The sequence below is a fragment of the Pedobacter sp. P26 genome (assembly GCF_050632135.1).
In the GTDB taxonomy this organism is placed as follows: domain Bacteria; phylum Bacteroidota; class Bacteroidia; order Sphingobacteriales; family Sphingobacteriaceae; genus Pedobacter.
Window position 1 is genome coordinate 2932715 of sequence record NZ_CP192574.1, and the last position, 21896, is coordinate 2954610.

The 21896-nt window shown below is 38.2% G+C and carries 20 protein-coding genes and 3 pseudogenes; 16 read left to right on the forward strand and 7 right to left on the reverse strand.

All coding sequences use genetic code 11. The features are described from left to right. The first annotated feature begins 252 nt into the window (after positions 1 to 252). The 10 genes and pseudogenes from nirB to ACQ86H_RS13725 all read left to right on the forward strand — a co-directional run bounded on the left by nirB (position 253) and on the right by ACQ86H_RS13725 (position 10775). Positions 253 to 2766: a nitrite reductase large subunit NirB gene (gene nirB / locus ACQ86H_RS13680; protein WP_431295187.1), complete on the forward strand. Its 2514-nt coding sequence runs from the start codon at positions 253 to 255 to the stop codon at positions 2764 to 2766. A 33-nt stretch (positions 2767 to 2799) separates the two neighbouring features. Beyond that, positions 2800 to 3150, forward strand: coding sequence for a nitrite reductase small subunit NirD (nirD, locus tag ACQ86H_RS13685; protein ID WP_246862784.1), 351 nt, complete (start codon positions 2800 to 2802; stop codon positions 3148 to 3150). 265 nt (positions 3151 to 3415) lie between these two features. After that, positions 3416 to 3604: a hypothetical protein gene (locus ACQ86H_RS13690; RefSeq protein WP_431295188.1), complete on the forward strand. Its 189-nt coding sequence runs from the start codon at positions 3416 to 3418 to the stop codon at positions 3602 to 3604. A 34-nt stretch (positions 3605 to 3638) separates the two neighbouring features. Next, positions 3639 to 5006 carry an MFS transporter gene (locus ACQ86H_RS13695; protein WP_138821259.1) on the forward strand — a complete coding sequence of 456 codons (1368 nt, stop codon included), beginning with the start codon at positions 3639 to 3641 and terminating at the stop codon, positions 5004 to 5006. 104 nt (positions 5007 to 5110) lie between these two features. Further along, positions 5111 to 6900: pseudogene (locus ACQ86H_RS13700) on the forward strand (molybdopterin-dependent oxidoreductase). 50 nt (positions 6901 to 6950) lie between these two features. Beyond that, positions 6951 to 7070 (forward strand): annotated as a pseudogene (locus ACQ86H_RS13705) (molybdopterin dinucleotide binding domain-containing protein); the annotation flags it as partial. A gap of 3 nt (positions 7071 to 7073) precedes the next feature. Further along, positions 7074 to 8591 (forward strand): FAD-dependent oxidoreductase, encoded by a 1518-nt coding sequence (locus ACQ86H_RS13710; protein ID WP_431295189.1) that lies wholly within the window; start codon positions 7074 to 7076, stop codon positions 8589 to 8591. Between the two features lie 193 nt (positions 8592 to 8784). Next, on the forward strand, positions 8785 to 9291 hold the full coding sequence (locus ACQ86H_RS13715; protein ID WP_431295190.1) for a nitrate reductase associated protein: 507 nt from the start codon (positions 8785 to 8787) through the stop codon (positions 9289 to 9291). 3 nt (positions 9292 to 9294) lie between these two features. Then, entirely contained in the window at positions 9295 to 10059 is a 765-nt protein-coding gene (locus ACQ86H_RS13720; RefSeq protein WP_431295191.1) for a hypothetical protein, read from the forward strand. A gap of 17 nt (positions 10060 to 10076) precedes the next feature. Continuing rightward, positions 10077 to 10775, forward strand: coding sequence for a rubredoxin (locus tag ACQ86H_RS13725; protein ID WP_431295192.1), 699 nt, complete (start codon positions 10077 to 10079; stop codon positions 10773 to 10775). 302 nt (positions 10776 to 11077) lie between these two features. On the opposite strand, the gene ACQ86H_RS13730 is transcribed toward ACQ86H_RS13725, so the two are convergent. The 3 genes from ACQ86H_RS13730 to ACQ86H_RS13740 all read right to left on the reverse strand — a co-directional run bounded on the left by ACQ86H_RS13730 (position 11078) and on the right by ACQ86H_RS13740 (position 12320). Continuing rightward, the gene (locus tag ACQ86H_RS13730) at positions 11078 to 11557 is read right to left on the reverse strand and encodes an NTP transferase domain-containing protein (protein ID WP_431295193.1); all 480 of its coding nucleotides are present in this window, start codon (positions 11555 to 11557) and stop codon (positions 11078 to 11080) included. A 119-nt stretch (positions 11558 to 11676) separates the two neighbouring features. Further along, the gene (locus ACQ86H_RS13735; RefSeq protein WP_431295194.1) at positions 11677 to 11976 is read right to left on the reverse strand and encodes a Crp/Fnr family transcriptional regulator; all 300 of its coding nucleotides are present in this window, start codon (positions 11974 to 11976) and stop codon (positions 11677 to 11679) included. Positions 11977 to 12008: 32 nt separating this feature from the next. Next, complete coding sequence (locus ACQ86H_RS13740) at positions 12009 to 12320, reverse strand: Crp/Fnr family transcriptional regulator (RefSeq protein ID WP_431295195.1); 312 nt, start codon at positions 12318 to 12320, stop codon at positions 12009 to 12011. A gap of 235 nt (positions 12321 to 12555) precedes the next feature. Here ACQ86H_RS13740 and ACQ86H_RS13745 point away from each other — a divergent pair, with 235 nt between their 5' ends. After that, positions 12556 to 12756 (forward strand): hypothetical protein, encoded by a 201-nt coding sequence (locus tag ACQ86H_RS13745; protein ID WP_121285015.1) that lies wholly within the window; start codon positions 12556 to 12558, stop codon positions 12754 to 12756. 391 nt (positions 12757 to 13147) lie between these two features. Then, complete coding sequence (locus ACQ86H_RS13750; protein ID WP_431295196.1) at positions 13148 to 13729, forward strand: DUF4142 domain-containing protein; 582 nt, start codon at positions 13148 to 13150, stop codon at positions 13727 to 13729. Positions 13730 to 14409: 680 nt separating this feature from the next. Here the strand turns inward: ACQ86H_RS13750 and ACQ86H_RS13755 are convergent. Beyond that, entirely contained in the window at positions 14410 to 14673 is a 264-nt protein-coding gene (locus ACQ86H_RS13755; RefSeq protein ID WP_431295197.1) for a hypothetical protein, read from the reverse strand. 204 nt (positions 14674 to 14877) lie between these two features. Here ACQ86H_RS13755 and ACQ86H_RS13760 point away from each other — a divergent pair, with 204 nt between their 5' ends. The 3 genes from ACQ86H_RS13760 to ACQ86H_RS13770 all read left to right on the forward strand — a co-directional run bounded on the left by ACQ86H_RS13760 (position 14878) and on the right by ACQ86H_RS13770 (position 18581). Next, positions 14878 to 15096 (forward strand): DUF6965 family protein, encoded by a 219-nt coding sequence (locus ACQ86H_RS13760; RefSeq protein ID WP_029276033.1) that lies wholly within the window; start codon positions 14878 to 14880, stop codon positions 15094 to 15096. A 319-nt stretch (positions 15097 to 15415) separates the two neighbouring features. Continuing rightward, the gene (pta, locus tag ACQ86H_RS13765; RefSeq protein WP_431295398.1) at positions 15416 to 17383 is read left to right on the forward strand and encodes a phosphate acetyltransferase; all 1968 of its coding nucleotides are present in this window, start codon (positions 15416 to 15418) and stop codon (positions 17381 to 17383) included. Between the two features lies 1 nt (position 17384). Next, on the forward strand, positions 17385 to 18581 hold the full coding sequence (locus tag ACQ86H_RS13770) for an acetate/propionate family kinase (RefSeq protein ID WP_431295198.1): 1197 nt from the start codon (positions 17385 to 17387) through the stop codon (positions 18579 to 18581). Positions 18582 to 18760: 179 nt separating this feature from the next. Here the strand turns inward: ACQ86H_RS13770 and ACQ86H_RS13775 are convergent, their stop codons facing one another. Further along, a complete protein-coding gene (locus ACQ86H_RS13775; protein ID WP_138821250.1) occupies positions 18761 to 19144 on the reverse strand; it encodes a VOC family protein in 384 nt (127 codons plus the stop codon). Positions 19145 to 19258: 114 nt separating this feature from the next. Next, complete coding sequence (locus ACQ86H_RS13780; RefSeq protein WP_138821249.1) at positions 19259 to 19735, reverse strand: DinB family protein; 477 nt, start codon at positions 19733 to 19735, stop codon at positions 19259 to 19261. A gap of 114 nt (positions 19736 to 19849) precedes the next feature. Here ACQ86H_RS13780 and ACQ86H_RS13785 point away from each other — a divergent pair, with 114 nt between their 5' ends. Next, positions 19850 to 20923 (forward strand): aminotransferase class V-fold PLP-dependent enzyme, encoded by a 1074-nt coding sequence (locus tag ACQ86H_RS13785; RefSeq protein WP_138821248.1) that lies wholly within the window; start codon positions 19850 to 19852, stop codon positions 20921 to 20923. Here ACQ86H_RS13785 and ACQ86H_RS13790 read toward each other — a convergent pair. Continuing rightward, positions 20920 to 21893, reverse strand: a pseudogene (locus ACQ86H_RS13790) (L-histidine N(alpha)-methyltransferase). The gene ACQ86H_RS13785 and the pseudogene ACQ86H_RS13790 sit on opposite strands and share 4 nt — an antisense overlap. Between the last annotated feature and the right edge of the window lie 3 nt (positions 21894 to 21896).

Genomic DNA, 21896 nt, shown 5'->3' on the forward strand with positions numbered 1-21896 from the left:
ATTTTAATGATTTAGCTATTTAAGTATAAAAGTGATGAAAAAATATTAAAAAGTTTAATTTTTTTATGATAAAAATCATTTTTATATGAGTTTTAGTTCAGTAATATTCTATATTTGAATATCAAAAATCATATAAATGTTGAATTATGTATTTTTAAATGGATTGTTTAGCGAAAAAAAACATACATCAGAATAAATAATCTAAAAAAACAACATACAGAAACCAAAAAACACTAAACACCTTTAAGATTTATGAAAGAACCACAAATAATCGTAATAGGAAATGGAATGGTGGGATATAAATTCTGCGAAAAGCTTAGATCAAAAACTTCTTCTTTTAATCTTATCATTTTTGGAGAGGAACCCCGCAGGGCTTATGATCGTGTTCATTTAAGTGAATATTTTAATGGCAAAACCGCCGATGACCTCTCCCTTTCTACAGAAAACTGGTACCAGGAGCAAAGTATTACCTTATTTCTCAATAACCCTGTTACTAAAATAGATCGCGACCTTCAAAAAGTTTATACTGCCAATGGTGTGGATTATAACTACGATGTTCTTGTTTTTGCTACCGGTTCCGGCGCTTTTGTGCCAAATATCCCCGGCATTGAAAAAGAAGGTGTTTTTGTTTACCGTACTATAGAAGATCTTGACCTCATAAGTAGTTATGCAAAAAAGGCCAAAACAGCTTCAGTTATAGGAGGCGGTTTATTAGGACTAGAAGCCGCTAAAGCATTGATTGATCTGGGGATTGAAAAAACCAGTATTATTGAATTTGCACCGCGCTTAATGCCCAGGCAAATTGATGCTGCAGGTAGCGATATGCTTAAATCTAAACTCGCAGATCTTGGTTTACAGATCCACTTAAATAAAAACACCACAAGTATTGAAGGCGATGGCAGTATTACGGCTTTAAAATTTAGCGACGATACGATATTGGATGTCGACATGCTGGTAATCTCTGCCGGCATAAAACCACGCGATGAACTGGCCAAGGCCTGCGGCATTGAGGTTGGTCCAAGAGGCGGAATTGTAGTTGACGAAAAAATGCAGACCAGCGATCCGGCGGTATTTGCCATTGGTGAATGCGCTTTATATGATGGAATGATTTATGGTTTGATTGCGCCGGGCTACGAAATGGCCGAGGTATTGGCCGCAAATCTTTGCGAAGGAAATAAAACATTTACCGGATTTGATATGAGCACCAAACTCAAACTAATCGGCATTGATGTGGCCAGTTTTGGCGATAATTTTATCACCGAGCCGGATTGCCGTACCATCATCTTCGAAAACAAACATAAAGGCGTTTATAAAAGAATAAATGTTAGTAATGACGGGCAATACCTTTTAGGAGGTATATTAATTGGAGATGCAACAGCGTATAACTTGCTGTTGCAAACCTCTAATAACCGGATCGTGCTACCAGAGAATCCTGAAGAACTGATATTGGGTACACGTGGAGGCAGTGAACCTGCAGGAGGTGCCGGAATTACAGCTTTACCAGACAGTGCATTAATCTGTAGTTGTGAAGGTGTTAGCAAAGGCGACATCTGCTCGGCAGTTGCTGATGGATCTTGCGAAAACATCGATGACCTGAAGAAATGCACCAAAGCAGGTACAGGTTGTGGAGGCTGTTTGCCGATGGTTAAAGATTTAATGACCTATACTTTGAAATCGCAGGGTAAATACATCAAAAATGTTATCTGCGAACACTTCAACTACAGTAGGCAAGAACTTTTCGATCTTATCCATATCCACGAATTAAAAAGTTATGATGAAGTACTGGACGCATTGGGCAAAAATGATGGTTGCGAAGTATGTAAACCATTGGTATCATCGCTCCTTGCCAGTATTTGGAACGAAATGATCCTTAAAAAGGGCAATGATGTGGCACAGGATAGTAACGACCGTTTTCTGGCCAACATACAAAAAGGTGGCTCATACTCAGTAGTACCAAGGGTTCCGGGCGGAGAAATTACACCCGATAAATTGATAGTAATTGGCGAAGTAGCTAAAAAATATAACCTCTACACCAAAATTACCGGAGGTCAGCGTATTGATATGTTCGGTGCACACCTTAACGATCTTCCTATTATCTGGGAGGAATTAATTGCTGCAGGTTTTGAAAGCGGACATGCTTATGGAAAAGGCTTAAGAACCGTTAAAAGCTGTGTTGGAAGTACCTGGTGCAGATTTGGTTTGCACGATAGCGTAAGTTTTGCCATCAGAATTGAAGAAAGATACAGGGGCATACGTGCGCCGCATAAATTCAAATCGGCGGTAAGTGGCTGTATCAGAGAATGCGCAGAAGCCCAAAGTAAAGATTTTGGGATTATTGCCACCGAAAGAGGCTGGAATTTATATGTATGCGGAAACGGTGGAAGCAAGCCTCAACATGCTCTTTTACTGGCAACAGATCTCGACAGCGAAACCTGCATTAAATACATCGATAGATTTTTAATGTTTTATATCCGCACTGCTGATCCTCTTACCCGGACCGCAACCTGGCTGAACAAAATGGAAGGCGGGATAGATTACCTGCGTAACGTAATCATCAACGATAGTTTAGGAATGGCCGCTCAGTGGGAAAATGAAATTGAAAACTTAATCGATTCTTACAAATGCGAATGGAAAGAAGCCGTAGAAAACCCAGCGATCAGAAAGCGTTTCTCTCATTTTGTAAATGCACCGGAAGATAAAGACCCAACTATAGAATTTGTTGAAATGCGCGGACAAAAAAGAACAGCCGAATGGAAAACAGCTTAATCAAGAAACTTTACAAACCTAATAAACCCCTAAATGATGAATGAACAATCAAATTGGCTTGCAGCCTGCCGAGTCGAGGATGCCATTGAGAACGGTGGCGTTTGTGTAAAACATGGTGAAGATCAGATTGCACTTTTCTATTTCACCAGAAGAAATGAGTGGTACGCCACACAAAATGAATGCCCGCATAAAAAACAAATGGCATTAAGCCGTGGAATGATTGGCTCTACTACTGATGAACCTAAGGTAGCCTGCCCTTTCCATAAAAAAACATTCTCGTTGAGTACCGGCGAATGTTTAAGCGGTGATGAATGCGCCTTAAAAACCTATCCTGTAAAGATAGAAAACGGAACTGTTTATATTGGTACAACACCAAAATCTTAACCTGACCCACTAAGATTTAAACTTTATCCGGATAAAAATTTAACCCAAACCAAACCGACATGAAAATTTCTAATTCTGTAGCCATAACAGGCTGCCTTGCACTTACCTTGTTCTTTTTTCTGCTAAATCGCAAACTAAAGCCGTTTTATTCGATGGGACTATTGTTGCCGGATATGTTGATCATGGTGCTTTTATAAACTGTACCGGTCCCAGCATTAAATTCAGCAAAAAACCTTATACTGTTTTATTAGGACTACTCCCAAGCTTGCGAATCAAAGAAGATAAAGTTGCTGCTGGAGCACCAAAAAACGCGGCCCTTACTCCTAATCTTGGCTTTGGACTAACAACAGCATTTCGCCATATCGCTTTACAAGTACCATTATATTATAACCCTAAAACTGCAGTCAAAAATGGCAAATGGAACGTTGGTGTAGGTTTGGGATATAAATTTTAAAGGAACCTATTTATTTACACCTAAACTGACCGTTATGACACTAAACACCATTACTAAACCGCTGGATAAATTAAATATATTTTCGCTCAAAGGTGTTCAGATGAAGACCTTTCATATTACCTGGTTAACTTTCTTCTTTTGTTTCTTTGCGTGGTTCGGGATGGCACCTTTGATGAAGATAGCAAGAGAACAGTTACATCTTACAAAAGATCAGGTAGGTAACATTCAGATTGCGTCAGTATCAGCCACCATCATTGCCCGTTTATTAATTGGACGATTAATTGATAAATTTGGTCCAAAACTGATCTACACCTGGCTTCTGGTTCTTTGCGCCATTCCAGTACTATTAATTGGAACCAGCCACTCTTACACTTCCTTTTTGCTTTTCCGCCTGGCCATTGGCGTAATTGGTGCATCGTTCGTCATTACCCAATTTCATACTTCGATTATGTTTGCGCCCAATATTAAAGGGACAGCCAATGCAACTGCAGGAGGTTTTGGAAACGCTGGCGGCGGTGCAGCCAATTTATTTATGCCTTTAATTGCATCCGGTTTTACGGCTCTTGGTTTCTGCAGTACTGAAGACAGCTGGCGTTATGCCATGATTTTTCCTGGTGTAATGCTTTTAATCTGTTCTTTTTTATATCATCGTTACACATTGGATAGCCCCCAGGGAGATTTTAAAAACCTGAAAGATGAAAACTTAAAAAGCAACAAAAATACCTTCTTACTAGCTGCAAAAGATTACCGTACCTGGATTTTAACCATTGCTTATGCAGCCTGTTTTGGTGTAGAAATTACGGTAGACAATTTTGCTCCGATCTTTTTTACAGATTCATTTGGCGCAACCATAGCTGTGGCCGGAATGGTTGCAGGTATTTTTGGCTGGATTAATATTTTTGCCAGGCCATTGGGTGGAATTGTTGCTGATAAAATTGGTAAAACATGGGGATTTGATGGTAAAACACTTTTACTTGCGCTATTACTTTTAATAGAAGGAATCGGTCTGATCTGGTTTGCAAAATCGGGCAATATTGGAATGGCTATTTTTATGATGTTCGTTTTTGGTCTGAGTTTAAAAATGGCTAACGGGGCAACTTACAGCCTTGTTCCTTTCATTAATCCAGTTGCAGTTGGTAGTGTGGCGGGTATTGTAGGCGCTGGCGGAAATATCGGAGCGATGCTTATTGCCTTTATGTTTAAAGCCAAAGCCAGTCACGCTTCTAAAAATGTAATCGAAAATGGCCTTAACGTTCAAAAAGACCTGATCGATTATACCAGCGCGTTTACCTTACTTGGCTTTATTATCCTCGGAATTGGCGTGGCAGTATTCATCTTCAGAACCGTCATGGCACAAAAAACGTCACAAATAGAAGACCTCGTGCTTACCTCTGGCAAATAAAGAACGCTAACAAAATATACTATAGGAGCCGATCATTGAAAGAAGAAAAAAACATATCGCCTAAAACAACCACCTGCTGTTATTGCGGAGTGGGCTGTGGTATCGTGGTAAATAAAGATATCCATGAGCGGATAACTGTTGAAGGAGACAAAAACCACCCTGTTAATAAAGGCATGTTGTGCAGTAAAGGTATGAATCTTCATTATACAGCAAATGACAAAAGCGACAGGCTGCTTTACCCTGAAATGCGTTATAATAAAAACATGCCTCTCCAAAGGGTAAGCTGGGATACCGCACTAGAAAGAACAGCAGCTGTTTTTAAAGCATTGATTAAAAAACACGGTCCAGACAGCGTTGCTTTTTATGCCAGCGGACAATGTTTAACAGAAGAATATTATGTCGTAAATAAATTAATTAAAGGATTTATCGGGAGTAATAACATCGATACCAACAGCCGCTTATGTATGAGCAGTGCGGTTGTTGGTTATAAAATGAGCTTAGGTGAAGATACCGTACCCATTAGTTATGATGATATTGAAATTGCCGATTGTATTTTTGTTGCAGGCGCAAATCCAGCATGGTGCCATCCTATCCTATGGCGCCGTGTTGAAGCCGCAAAGCAGAAAAACCCCGATCTAAAAATTATTGTAAGCGACCCCCGCAAAACACAAACCTGTTCATTAGCAGATGTTCATCTGCAGCTTAATCCAGGTACCGATATTACCCTGCACCACGCTATTGGCAGATGTTTGATTGAAGATGGAAAAGTTAACCTCGACTTTATCATTAATAGTACTAATGGTTACGAAAAATACCGTGCTACTGTTTTCGCAACCTCATTGGAAGAAGCGGCAGAAATTTGTGGTATAGATGAAAGTGATATCCGTTTGGCTGCATCTTATATCGGCAATGCAAAAGGTTTTATCAGCATGTGGACGATGGGGCTTAACCAAAGTGTGGTGGGCACTAACAAGAACCTTTCATTAATTAACCTGAACCTGATTACAGGACACATTGGCAAACCAGGTAGCGGTCCTTTCTCCCTCACCGGACAGCCCAATGCCATGGGTGGACGGGAAGTTGGCGGTTTAAGTAATTTATTACCGGCACACCGTGTTATAGCTAACGAAAGTCACCGGAATGAGGTTGAAAAATTTTGGCAGATCCCATTGGGAACCATTCAATCCAAACCGGGTTTAACCGCAACCGAAATGTTCGATGAGCTGAATACCGGAAAGCTCAAAGCAATATGGATTCTATGTACCAACCCACTGATCAGCCTGCCCGATGTACGATTAGCCGAAGAAGGTTTAAAAAAGCAAAATTTGTAGTTGTTCAAGACATTAGCAACAAAGTAGAAACCTTAAAATATGCTGATGTGGTATTGCCTGCAGCAGCCTGGGTAGAAAAAGAAGGTACCATGACTAATGCAGGTCGCTATATTTCTTACCTCAGTAAAGTAACTGAAGCGCCTGGAGAAGCCTTACCAGATTCGGAAATTATTTGCCGGTTTGCAAAAAAAATGGGCTATCATGGTTTCGACTTTAAAAATGCCTCCGAAATTTACGACGAGCATGCAGCCCTTACTGAAGGAACCAACATCGATATCAGCGGCCTTAATTATGAGGTTTTAAAAGAAAAAAGAGCCGTTCAATGGCCGTATCCAAAAGAGGAAAAAGCGCTTGGAACAGCGCGACTATTTACCGATCATCAATTTTACACCCCAGATAAAAAAGCCAATATTCTATCATTTAATGATCAGAACCAATCGGAAGCTTTAACACCAGAACATCCATTGATTTTAACCACAGGAAGAATCAGGGATCAATGGCATACCCGGAGCAAAACAGGTAAAGTAAATAAACTAAACCAGCACATTAGCGAATCTTTTTAGAAATTAATCCCATTGATGCAGAAGTTCGAAACATTAAAGACAATGATATCATCGAAATTTCCAGTTTACGTGGAAATGTCCGTGTAAAAGCTAGATTTTCGGAAGATATTAAGCCCGGAGTGGTTTTTATGCCCATGCACTGGGGTAAAATTTTAAAGAGTGATCTAAACAGGGTGAATAATCTCACCAATAACCTGGTAGATCCACAAAGTAAAGAACCTGATTTCAAGTTTAGTGCGGTTGAAGTAAAATCGTATCAAAAAGCCCGGCAAAAGATCATCGTTATTGGTGCCGGTGCCGGTGCCTGTGGTTTTGTTAAAAGTTACAGAGCTTTAAATAACGAAGATGATATCGAAATCTTCAGCAAAGAGAATTTCCCTTTTTACAACAGGGTACTTCTCCCCGATTATATTATTGGCAGTTTACCCTGGCATAACCTCATTAAAATGAGCGACAGTGAGGAAACCGACTATAGAATTAAACTGCACCGGGGTTTAGGTATCGAAAAAATCAACAAAGAAAATAAAACCGTTACCGATAGCAACGGAGAAATTCATTATTACGACGTTCTGCTTCTGGCCACCGGAAGCAGGGCTTTTGTGCTTAAAGATCTCCCAAAACTAAACGGCATATTTACCATGCGCAGCAGGAACGATGCCGACAGTTTTAAAAAACACATTGATACCACCAATGGAAAAGTAGTGATTGTAGGTGGTGGTTTATTGGGAATCGAACTGGCTACATCATTGGTTGAAACAGGATCAAAAGTGACGATTATCCAAAGAATATCTAGATTAATGGGGCGACAGTTAGATGCATTAGGCAGTCAGTTATTGCATGAAGAACTGATCAGCAAAGGCATCGAGTTTTTCTATAATGATGAAGTAGACCGGATTATCGGCGAAAAAAGCATTTCGGGTCTGCGTTTAAAAAGCGGTTTATTGCTCGATTGTGAATCGTTAGTAATTGCCATAGGTACCGTACCAAACACAGAACTGATTAAAGAAGCAGGAATTGAATGCAAAAGAGGCGTTGTGGTTGATGAATACCTGAGAACCAACGAAAAAGACATTTATGCCATTGGCGAAATTGCAGAATTTAATGGTCAGATGTACGGCATCACTGCAGCTGCAGAACAACAGGCAGAAATAGTAGCCCGCTTTCTCTGTGGTGATATAGCCAAATTCTATCAGGGTAGTCTGCTCATGAATATCCTTAAAATGCACAGTTTAGAACTCTGCTCTTTAGGCCTGTCAGAGATACCAAACAACGACCCCACCTACGAAGAAATTGTTTTCATTGATAAAGCAAAACGTTATTACAAAAAATGCATAGTACACAATGATAAACTGGTTGGAGCGATACTAATTGGTGATAAAAGTGAGTTTTTGGAGTTCCGGAACCTGATCGAAAATAAAATGGAGTTAAGCGAAAAACGGCTTCAACTATTAAGGAGTGGTAAAACAAGCGAACCTATGATCGGTAAAACTGTATGCAGTTGCAATAATGTTGGCGAGGGCAACCTAGTCAATAAAATAAAAGATGGCTGTAAAGATCATTTGCAGCTCTGCCAATTAACAGGCGCCGGAATGGGCTGCGGGAGTTGCAGGCCCGAGGTAAAGGCGATTTTGGATTCGTTTGTAAATGTTTTAAAAACAGAGTCTAAGCCGGTTTTAGCAGATAGATTATAAGTTTTGGCAGTCCGTCATCCTGAGAAATTAATTTTGAAAAAACATGGAAGTTGAGGTGATAGGGTGCGACATATCGTCATTCCCAACTTGATTTGGAATCGTAATGCTTCGGTAGGTTTCGTAGGTCGCATTACGATTCCCGAGTGCGCGGGAATGATGATAGATTGCTGAAGAATATTTAAAATTTAACAAAATGATGAAAGTAAAACCAGGTCCTTCAGAATTTAAAAATCTAAAAGCGATTGAATATTTTAAGTTCGAAGAAGATTTTATTGAAGAAAATGTGCGTTGCATCCCTATGGTCGTGCGTTTTAAAATGGATGCAGCAGGAATAAAGTTAAAATTGGCAGAATGGAGTAAATTTCATCCATCCGAAAGAATTCAACTGGCACTACTTCCGGTTTCAACCCAGGAACAAACAGATAAATACCATCAGTTCCTTATTGGCCTCATTACTAAATATACCGGTAACCAGGCCACTACACTGGCTATCGATCCCTTGCCCGATTGGGCAAATTTACATCAGATCCCGGCAATGCTTAAAGAAAAGTCGGCCGGATTACAGTTACTGTTTTCCATAAGTCAATGGCGAAAACTTACTAACATACAAAGATTTGCACTTTTAAAATTATGCCGGCCAGGTCACGAAAACAAGAATTTCCCAAAAGCAATAGCTGAATTTGGTCTTCTAAACAGTTAAGTTATGTATCAAACCATTATCATTAATTTTCCGGGAGGAATCATATCACCGGGCAATTTGTACAACATTCTGGTTGCGGCAACCAAGGCAAGGATTCAGTATGTTCGTTTCGGTCTTCGCCAACAGTTGTTGCTTGATACGACGAGCTACAATATTGACATCTTTACGGGTGAAATGGATAAACTTGGGATTGACTATGAAGTAGACAGCAATAATTTCCCAAACATCATCAGTTCATACCCGGCTGAAGAAATTTTCATCCGCAAAACCTGGCTTACCGAAGGTGTATATAAAGATATTTTGGATGATATTGATTTTAAACCTTGCATAAAAGTAAATATCTGCGACAGCGACCAGAGTTTCACACCCATGCTAACGGGAAATATTAACTGGATTGCCTCTTCACAATCAGAACACTATTGGCATTTGATCATTCGCTTTCCTAAAACTAATGTAACCTACGAGTGGAATCAGCTATGTTATACTAACCATATCGCACAGGTAACCAAAGTATTAGAAACTATTATTACAAATAATGCAACATGTTTTGTTGATAATGTTTTAGCTAATGGCGAAGATCTTTTTGCACGATTAGATACGGAAAGCTTCATTCTTAAACCAGCAGAAAATACAGTATCGCTATCTTCATTTAACCTGCCGTACTATGAAGGTTTAAACCGCTATAATAATAAATATTGGCTGGGTATTTACAGGCGAGATGAGCTATTCAACATTGCATTTTTAAAAAAATCTGCCAGCTCTGTTTAGATACCAAACTCGGTCAATTGTGCTGTACTTCCTGGAAAAGCATCATTATAAAAGGGATTGATGAAAAAGATAAAAATCGTTGGAATGCTCTACTGGAAGAATTTGAAATTAATATGCGACATGCGGCTAATGAGCTAAATTTTCAGGTAGAGGATAACTGTAACGAAGGTTTAGCCTTAAAAAGCTTTCTGGTTAAACATTTAAGCATTGATGATACCCGGACATTTGGGATATGCTTTGGCATTAAAACCCGTAAAAAAAGTGAGGTTTTTAGTAGTATCCTGATCCAAAAACGTCATGTTATTAATTTTCTGGGTATAAAACTATTCCCTGTTTATGATATTTTGTGTGCGAAAGATTTTAACCCCAATGAGAGAACCGGCGAAATTTTTAGCCGAAGCAATCCTCGTTTTTTGTTACCAGAACAACTGAGACGCGCTGTATTTAAGTTTTACAAATACCGTTTAGACTCGATTAAAACAGGTAAGCAAAAACAAAACTTCCAAATAGAAGAAGCTGCAATAAAAGATGGCATATTTTTATACCAATGTAATAATTGTTTAACTGTATACAACGAGCAGATCGGGGAAATTGAAAATAACATTACTCCGGGCACGGCATTTAAAGATTTACCAGATGATTATTGCTGTACCCTATGCGATGGGGAGAAAGATAATTTTACTAAAATTGATCAATCAGTATTACAGCTTTTGTAAAGCTGAATTTAATGACATATTTTAACACCCCTGAATTTATTTTATTAGCAGTATTTATATTATTAAAGGCCTAATAGCTACTCCGTGGTCAGGGTCTTTCCTGCCGAAAAAAGGTGCCGAAAAAAGTTCAGCATGACGATGAGATTTAAGAATAAACCTAAGATATTCAACCTTTACAACTCACCTGTTGAGCTCCGGTTATAAACCGTTTATTTCAGCATGGGAGTTAAAGTTAAGAAAATAACGATAATCATGTTCCTTAACAGCGATTTCGCTGACCCGTAAATTGCCCAATATATATTTCATACTATGTTTAACCAGCGCATTATTTTGAAGCATAAAGATGATTTTTTTAACCCTTCCGATTTATAAATTCCACATAAGGGCTCTTGTTGCCCGTCCTTGGTAAAGATGTAGGCATCGAAAGAATCATCAGCTTTGGCTGAATGGATAAGTTTTTTCAGCAACCTGGATTCCATCAACAAGATATCGCAAGCCAATAAAAACAAATCTTCTTCAGTATCCGATAAATGTGCGGAAAGCATCCCCAGCAATGGTCCTCTCACATCAAGAGAAGGATTATCTGAAATCAGCTGCTGATCGTCGAAATAATGCGCATAAGTTGGTTGCTGCAGTGGATTGACCGAAAATTTTACGGGGAGGTTTAGCGATATCAGTTTATCAGCTGCCACCTTCGCCCAGAGTTTATCCTGATGGCTAAGCAAACCTTTATCAGTGCCCATGCGCAAACTTTGTCCACCACATAAAACGATTCCCAACATATATAAGATTTAATGCAAAAAAACTTACAGTGAAACTGTGCAAATGAATATTTGAAAAGACTCTTCAAATACGCTCAGTATGACAATAGCGGGGTAAAAATAAAAAGCTTAAATTGTAATTACTTATTACCCAAATCAATTAATCCGGGTTCATTTAAAATACCGATGTTTTTTCCATCAACTATAATTAATTTTTCAGCGAGCAGCTCATTCATTGTTCTAAAAACGGTTTCATAAGTTGCACCGGTAAATGCAGCCAGATCCTGACGGCTCAATGCCAGATTTAGAAAACCTTCTTCATTTAAGCCAAATTGATCTCTCAATCCTAAAATGGCTACTGCAAGTCTTCCTTTTACCGACATTAAAGCCAAATTACGCATTTTCTTTTCTGAAGCATGCAGTTCATCGGCATAAAACATCAATAAACCATAGGCAAATTCCTGGTTTACTTTTATCGTTGATTTAAAAATTCGATATCAACAAAACAAAGTTTAGTGGTTTCTAATGCAGTTGCAGAAATCGGGTAAGTAGAAATGGTGCTGCTAATTCCCCGATGTCCGATTATGGCACCATCATTTGCAAAGCGTAAAATTAGTTCCTTATCGCCCCATTGTTTATGCACTTTCACATTGCCAGAAGTTACAAAATATACACCACTAACAGGATCTCCTTCGTTGATAATCACCTCCCCTTTTTTGACAACCAAATTTCGTTTATGGCTCTCAATAGCAGGATGCCACTCTTTTAATGTGAATTGGCACATAAAACACGTATTAAGATCGCAGCTACTATTTTTCTTCATATTCTTTAGGGATGTTGGGTAAAAATAGCAAATGATTATACAATTTTATATTACGGTCGCAAATTCTACTGTTCTTAACCATTGTTGAAAATTTTATAAGAATAAAACCCATTGAAATAGAACACTTAGCAATTTTTATTAGCACAACTGGCAAAAAGAAGTTCGAAGATATGCCATCAAATCATAATTTTGTGTTATGGCAAATACTAACGTTAGAAAATCAATCCAGAATAAGATCGAATCCTTAGGTAAGGAAATTGAAACCTTACAGGCAGAATTAAAAAGATGGGAAAAAATTGCAGCCGATTATGAAACCAATTCGGAAAGCATTGATTTGATTTTATCGATACAATTACCTGAAAAACCAGAACCAAAAGCTAAAAGGGTAAAATTGTAAAAATTTAAACAAAAGAGAGCTGTATCATAAATTGTATTCAATCGAATTTGTCACGTTGAGCCTAACCTGTACTGAGCTTGACGAAGTATCGAAACGCTTTTTAAGACATTTAAGAAAGGTTATTAATGAGTTCAGGATGATTCTATAGTTATGATACAGGTTCTTTCTTTTATCATTGCCCCCACATTTAATGAAGCTGAATGCTAAGAAGTCAACCGGGTTCGAAGGGGATAATTCATGTCAGGGGCTTTTAGCAGAATATCAACCTATCCCTGTTAACTTATTTAGTATTCTGACTAAACTGATTGTTATCTGATTTTACAACTATTCAAAAAGCTTAAAACCCTTTTGCGTCAAAACATGTTATCCATATACAACAAAAACAATGTATATGAAAAAGTTAATTTATGTAATGGCCATTTTTGCCCTAGCCTTTCAGGCTTGTAATGGAGGAAATAAAGATGCCAAAGAAAGTGCCGATAGTTTAAACAGTGCAAAAGACACCACCTCTAACGTTGCAGCCACGGGCGGAATTGCAGTTGAAGAAGCTGATGCCAAATTTACTACACAGGCCGCTGTAGGCGGTATGGCCGAAGTAGAATTGGGAAAAATGGCACTCGAAAAAAGCAGTAATCCGCAGGTTAAAGAATTTGCAACCATGATGGTTAAAGACCATGGTATGGCAAATACCGAATTAATGGCGATAGCAAAACAAAAAAACATTACGCTTCCAAGTACAGTAGATGATGAGCACAAGAAAAAAATGGATGACCTGAGCAAAAAAACAGGTGTAGATTTTGATAAGGCTTATGTTAGCGCCATGGTTGACGGACATAAATCTACCTTAAAATTAATGGAAGATGAATCAAAAGATGGAAAAGATGCAGATCTTAAATCTTTTGCAACTAAAACTGCACCAATTGTTCAAAGCCATTTAGTGATGATCAATAAAATAAACGACAGCATGAAGTAACATTGCTGAGAGGCTGTATCAAAAGGATTTACGCTGGCTCACTAAGCAAATTATATTTTGATACTTCGTCATTCCAATTTGATTGGGGATCCTATTGCTATTGAAGCACGCTTTATGATTAGCTTCGCTGAGCACTGCGTGGTTCCCGCCTGCGCGAGAATGACGAGAAACGAAATAAAATTATGGCCTTAACTGCTAGATTTACTTTGATACAGCCTCCTTTTATTCCTTTCCCCTATCTGTATCGAAATCTCAGATGCATTTTTAGCTTATATTTTGTTTTAAACTTCTGGAGGGGTATGCCAATCGATAAATGTTTTTCTCTTCAACATTTTTAAGTATGGATAATTTCCATTTAATTGCTTACGCTGTTTTAGCTCATACAAAAAATGTCCCCCTAAATCAACAATAATTTTAGCGGTAGCTGAATACCATACACTATGCGGTTGTTTCCAGCAAAAAGAATATAAGTTGGAGGTGAATTTAATCCCCTGTAGTTCAGGATGGTAAAAATTAAGTATTTTTGGATTGGTTATTCTTTGTATTACTCTCAGCTTTCCTAATCATCGAAAGATGATCGGAATGACAGAACTCATAATCCTTTAGTTTCGGATCATCTACATCAGGCAAATGTTTCAATATTTTAAAGCCCTTAAATTTTTTACCATTTAATACCCATATCAAATTTGGGTAAAAGCCTCCCTGCTATTAAGTTCGGCAAGTGTTATTGGCGAATTTTGAAACTCGATGGTATAACCTGACGGCGTAAATATATCGGCCCGGTGAATATCGGAATTGGCAGCATCATAAAAGGCAACCTCTCTAAACGACAATGGAAAAGCCAGCTTCCAGTCCCGGTGCCACACGGTTTCTTTTCGGTAATATTCTTTTTTAATTAATGAAACATCCTGAATTATATCAGAATGAAGGATATCTTTTTTCATTTCACTATTATCCATTCTCTGTCCACACCATAAAAACATTCATTAGGGAAGCACAAATTTAAACTAAAATTTTTAGTGCTAAAATTAGATTTCGGATATTTACAACAGCAGCTAAAAATTTATTTTAGATTGAACATGAGAGAGATACTTATCAATGCTTCATTTTGTTTATCCCGACTCATTACATAATGATAACTTTGTAGCATGACTATCCAAGAAATACAACAGCTGGAAGATTTTTTTACCCAAGCCGGTAAGCAAGAGGTTCCAATTTATCTGAATCAGGCTACCGTAATCACCGATTATGCCCATTTCCTGGAAAGCCATTTTATGCCTTTAAAGCTTAATCCTGATGCAAAAGTGAACCTGCCACTCATACACAGGCTAAAAATGTTAAAGTTATTAATTGAGTCAAATGCGTAAAGAACAGCTTAAGAATGGTTTAATCCACCGGTAAAGCCATATTAATCCGGTTTTTTATCTGGTCCTTAAACATCCTTCTGAAACCCATTTAATAACGGCTTTGTGTAACCTTTTAAAACTTAACCTACTTTAGTTTTTAAAATAAATATTTCCAACTATATTGGGCTTAATTGGTTATTCCAATAAAATTGCTCATTATTATGACTAAAAATATATTCATTGCTTCGGCCGAACCTTATACCGGAAAATCAGTAATTGCTTTCGGGATGATCAATATGTTACTGGCAAAACCCAAAAAGTAGGCTATTTTAAACCAATTATTGCGCAAGACGATCCGAATAAAAAGGATGAACATGTAGAAGCGATGTTAAACTATTTTTCGCTTCCTGTTAACTATGAGGATGCTTTTGCTTTTACCAGGCAAGAAATGCTGCACCAGGCAGAAGATAGTGGCGCAATTATCAATACCATTATCAGTAAATATAAAAAACTAGAAGATAACTACGATTTCACCGTAATTGAAGGAAGCGATTTTTTAGGCGAAGGCATGGCATTTGAATTCGAATCGAATGCCTTAATGGCCAAAAACTTAGGGGCGCCGGTTTTAATAGTGGTATCGGGAAAGAACAAAACGGCAAGTCAGCTTTTTAAATCGGCCATCAATATTTACCGTAACTTTCTGTTGCGCGATGTACAGGTATTAGGTGTGGTGGCCAATATGGTGAATCCGGAAGAAGCAGACCGTATTAAACAAGCTTTAAGCAATCAATTGCCTGCCGAATTACTTATCGCTGTTATTCCTACCGAGACAGGTCTGCAAAGTCCAACCATGCAAGAAATCACATTGGCGTTAGGTGGCGAGGTACTTTTCGGTACTGAACTGATGGATAATCAGGTTGATAATTTCGTAACAGGCGCCATGATGTTACCTAATTTTTTAAGGCATATTAAAGATAACCTGCTTATTGTTACTCCAGGCGACCGCGGCGATATTATTATTGGTGCACTTCAGGCCAATTTATCAGCCAATTATCCTAAAATTGCAGGTATTGTTTTAACTGCCGGGAGTTTACCTGATGAGCCGATTATCAAATTAATTGAAGGTTTACAGACCATTATCCCAATTATAGCGGTAAAGAAGGGAACTTTTGAAACTACAACAACTATTGGCAGTATTCACTCAAAGATCACAATCGAAAACAAGAAAAAAATTGCATTGGCAATAGAGCTTTTCGAAAAATATGTGGATATAAAAGCACTGGATGATAAAATCATCACTTTTAGTTATCAGGGTATTACTCCTCACATGTTCCAGTATCAATTGGTTAAATGGGCCAAACGCGATAAAAAACACATCGTTTTACCAGAAGGTAATGATGAGCGTATTTTAAAGGCAGTAGAAAAACTCATTACACAGGATATTGTAGACATTACACTCTTGGGCGATCCGGTTGAAATTACCAATAGCATTAAGAGACTTGGATTAAATTTAGATACCAATGCCTTAAAAATCCACAATCCAGGACATTCGTCGCATTACAATGATTACGTAAATACCTTACATGAATTACGCAAAACCAAAAATGTAAACCTCGAAATGGCCAGAGATATGATGACCGATGTATCTTACTTCGGAACCATGATGGTTTACAAAGGTGATGCCGATGGAATGGTTTCGGGTGCTGTACATACCACACAGCATACCATCAGGCCTGCTTTACAATTTGTTAAAACAAAGCCCGGTGTATCGGTGGTTTCATCCATTTTCTTTATGTGCCTGCCAGAACGGGTGGCCATATTTGGCGATTGTGCGGTTAATCCCAATCCTACAGCGCAGCAATTAGCTGAGATCGCAATTTCTTCGGCAGAAAGCAGTGCCAAATTCGGCATTGAACCACGTATTGCCATGCTGTCTTATTCTTCTGGCACATCAGGCGAAGGTGAAGATGTAGAACGGGTAAGAGAAGCCACTGCCATAGTTAAAGCGCGGCATCCGGAATTAAAAATTGAAGGACCCATACAATATGATGCTGCTGTAGATCCACTTGTGGGCAAACAAAAACTCCCTGGATCTGAAGTAGCGGGTAGAGCAAGTGTACTGATTTTCCCCGATTTAAATACAGGCAACAATACATATAAGGCGGTACAACGCGAAACAGGTGCATTAGCAATTGGTCCGATGTTGCAGGGACTAAACAAACCAATAAACGATTTAAGCCGTGGCTGTACGGTAGATGATATTTTTAACACCGTTGTAATTACAGCAATTCAATGCCAGGATATTTAATATGAACATTTTAGTAATTAATTCGGGAAGTAGTTCCTTAAAATACCAACTTTTTAAAATGCCGGAAAAAGCGCCTGTTTGCAGTGGGTTGGTAGAGCGGATTGGCATTGAAGGCTCTTTTATAAAACATACGGTTTATAGCGATGGTGAAAAATATAGTATTGAAGAGTCAGGCTTTATAGCCAGCCATGGTGAAGCATTAAAACAGGTTTTAGCAATACTAACAGAGGGAGAATATGCGGTAATAGCCAGCCCGGATGATATTGCAGCTGTTGGCCATCGTGTAGTACATGGCGGTGAACATTTTTCAGGCCCGACCATTATTACTGACGAGGTAAAACATCAGATCAAAAAACTTTTCTCGCTTGCTCCTTTACATAATCCTGTTAATTATAAATGCATTGAAGTGGCCGAACAGACCTTTGTAAATGCGAAACAAATCGCAGTATTCGATACTGCTTTTCATCAAACTATACCAGAACAGGCTTACCGTTATGCCATTCCAGAATCGTATTATAAAGAATATGGCATCAGGGTATATGGATTTCATGGTACCAGCCATAAATATGTAAGTGAGCAGGCGATTAATTGGTTAGACAAAAAAGCCAGTAAAATAATCAGCATCCACTTAGGTAACGGCTGCAGTATAACGGCTATTAAAGATGGCAAATCAATAGATACCAGTATGGGGTTTGGTCCTTTAAGTGGGTTAATGATGGGTACACGTTCCGGAGATATCGATCCATCGGTTATTTTTCATTTAATGGAACATTCTGGATATACTCTGGACCAATTGAGTACTTTGCTTAACAAACAGTCAGGATTATTGGGAGTAGGTAGCTCAAGTGATATGCGCGACATCAGAAAACTGGTAAACGAGGGAAATGCTGCCGCGATTTTAGCTCTTGAGTTATATGCTTACCGCATTAAGAAGTTTATTGGCGCTTATGCAGCGATACTAAACGGCATAGATGCCATTATATTCACCGCAGGTGTTGGTGAAAACGATAGCAACATGCGTGAGGCAGTATGCTCAAAGCTGAATTATCTTGGTATTGAATTAGATCCGTCTCAAAATACAGCCTATGATGGTAAACTAAAAGAGATTAACACATCCGATTCAAAGGTTAAGATATTGGTTATTTCAACTAATGAAGAATACGAAATTGCCCACCAATGTTTTGGGCTTACAGGCTAGTTGCAAAGCTTCCGAAGTTTGCGCTATGGCCTTTGCGTTTTGCCAACTTCAGAAGTCTATCTAAGCTTAGGCCTGAATTAAATCATGGTTGGTGAGCTACCAACCAAAGACTGAGAAAAGACTTTCGAAGTTTGTGCTATGTCTTTTTCGCTTTGCAAACTTCGAAAGTCTGGCTAAACTTAGTTAGTCTCCAAAATAGACAAAATATTGCCGGCAGGATCTCTAAACCAGGCAATGTTTGGGCCACCGTTTCCCCGTGAGATACCTTTGCTGTCCGTTTTAAGATGCTCCTCATTGTAAATCTCGAACTTTACTCCCCTGGCAATAAGTTCGTCGGCAGCCTGATCTATATTTTCAACCGGAAAATTAAGTACCGTAAAAGTTGCCGGAACATGATTTGGTTTTGGATAAAGTAATACATCTGCCGATCCGGAAATAACCAATTCAATTACGCCCATTGGATTATCTTTAACCTCGATACCCAATACTCCCTGATAAAAATCTTTCGCTTGCTGTATATCGTCTACAGAAAATGAGCTGAATGCTTTTGAGTTTTGTAACATAAATCTTTTTTTTAATTAATTTTCATGAGAACGGACAGTTAAATTTAGCGGATTAAAACCATAGTAACGGGCTGTATAAGCTCCAAAGTGCAGGTCCAAACAAGACAATTTCATTTAGCTTTTCCAGTCATCCAATAAACGTCTGATGACAACAATTTCAGCAATATGGTAGGCATTATGATCGGCAATTTGCAGGGCTTCGCGTAATATATTTTGTCCATCGCCATGCGGAATCGGCACATATAAATCCGAACAATCTAACAAAGCATTAAATTCTTTCAAATCAGCATCAATCTGTTTTAGTGTATTGTTCCAGGCATTTTCATCTTTAGGTGCCACTTCTTCAGGCCAATATTCATCTGGCCATTTAGGCGATTGATGTGATCCATCTTTGCTAAATTGGAGCATATCCCATTGAGCGATTTTAATATGTTCGGCCAATTGCCATATACTATAAGGTAAGTTATAAGGCCTTTCGCCCAAAAGATTAAAAGGTAGATTAGCTACAGCATCTTCAAATCCCACATGTGCTCCACCCCCATTTAATAATTTTTTAAGTTCTGTAACCAATATTGATGTTTGATTTTCCATAATAATATGAGCAGATTGTATTAACCTAACAAACATGATTCTCATAGGTTTGTATAAAAATCAATTTTGGGGGCAGCATTTATTTTTTAATGCATAATTCTTTTAATTTTGATTATGAACCTATCTTTTCCGATCCTCAAAGAATACACTTACCTCAATACTGCCAATTCGGGCATTTTATCGACTAATTTGGCTGAATGGAGAACTAAACATGACCTGGAATTTATGGCAGGTGGGAGCATTTTCAGGATGGAGAATCTGCCCATTATTACTGACCTCAGAAATAACATTGCTAAACTTTTCAATTCAAAATCAGAGAAAACCTATTTCGTTCAGAATTTTTCGGTGGGCTTCAATATTTTATTGAGCGGAATGGATAAAAGTCATCGTTTTTTGCTTTTAGAAGAAGAATACCCATCGGTAAGTTACCCAGTAATGAGCATGGGTTTTGATTATCATAGTATACCAATCGACGAAAAACTAGAAGAAAACATCATCAATGCCATCGAAAAATTTAGACCTACCATACTGGCTTTTAGTATGGTACAATACATTAGTGGCCTCAGAATGGATGAGGATTTTATCCGGAAATTAAAAACAAGCTACCCTGATCTGTTATTAGTTGGAGATGGAACTCAGTTCTTAGGGACTACTGTCTTTAATTTTGAAAAATCGGGCTTAGATGCATTAATTGGTAGTGGCTACAAGTGGCTTTTAGCTGGATATGGAAACGGATATGCCTTTCTTTCCGATCAGATGAAAGATGCGATATACGCAAAAAATAAATTAGCCAACCTGCCTACTGCGCCATTTTTAAAAGGCAAAGATCATTTATCCATGTCTTTCGAACCCGGGCATCTGGATACCTTAAACTTCGGCACGTTAAACGAGAGTTTAAATTATCTTGGTTCATTTGGTTTCGATTGGATTGAAAAAAACACGCAAATGCTCAGTAATCAGGCAAGATTAGAATTAAATTCAAGAGGATTAGTGCCGGACTGGATGCTCGAAAGAAAGTATCAATCGACAATTATGAGTATGCCGTTGGATCAAAAAACAGTAGATAAACTTGTTACTGCCAAAATACTCTGCTCACCAAGAGGATCAGGCACAAGGATTTCCTTTCATTTTTATAATACGAAAGAAGATTTAAACCACTTATTACAAGTTTTGGATGGCAAAAACTAATCTACCCTCCAAATGGCATCTACAAAATATTGATTATGATCAAAAAAACGTTGAAGCGGTTTAAAGCCTGTTTTCGCTGCCAATTGATCAATATCGCCTAAGGAATATTTTTGTGAGATTTCCATAAAAATATGTTCATTTTCGACGAAATGAATGGCATGTTCACCAATATTTACAATCTGGTTTTTTAAACTGATGAGGTAACTTTTACAGGCACCTGATGCCGGATCGTAACTCGCGTAATGTTCAAATTGATCAATTTTAAAATCACCATCGAGTTCTTTATTGATGCGTTGTAGCAGATTGAGGTTGAAAGATCTGGTAATTCCTTCTTTATCATTGTACGCAGCAAGAATTTGTTGTGGATTTTTTTGAGATCGAAACCGATAATTAACAGGTCATTTGGAGCAAGTAATTGCTTTAATGACAAACAGAAACTTTCAGCATCAGCAATTGTCATGTTACCAATATTTGCACCCATAAACAATACTACTTTTCTACGGTCAGACAGTTCAGTCGCCTTTTTCAGCATGTCAAAATAATCGCCATTGAGTCCTTTAACATCTAAAGAAGGAAGTTTTTTAGGCAGATTTTCTTCCAGATCCGAAATTACATGCGCTGAAATATCAATAGGAAAATAACTAAATTCCATCTGATCGTCCAGCAGTGATTTTAACAGATGAATGGACTTGGTAGCATCACCGGCACCCAATTCGATCAGATCGAAGGCAGTACCATCTGCAGATATGGCCTGCGAAAGTTGCGCAGACTGATACTGGAGAATTTCCATTTCTGCATTGGTTAGATAATATTCTTCCATTTCCATAATCTGCTGAAATATGCGGTCTCCGATAGCATCATAAAAATACTTGGAAAGCATAAATTTTGGCTCAGATTTTAGTCCTGTTAAGGTTTCCTGAAGAAATTGCGTTTTGTTGTCGGTTGTTATTTCAATAGTAGTGGTGTTCATGTT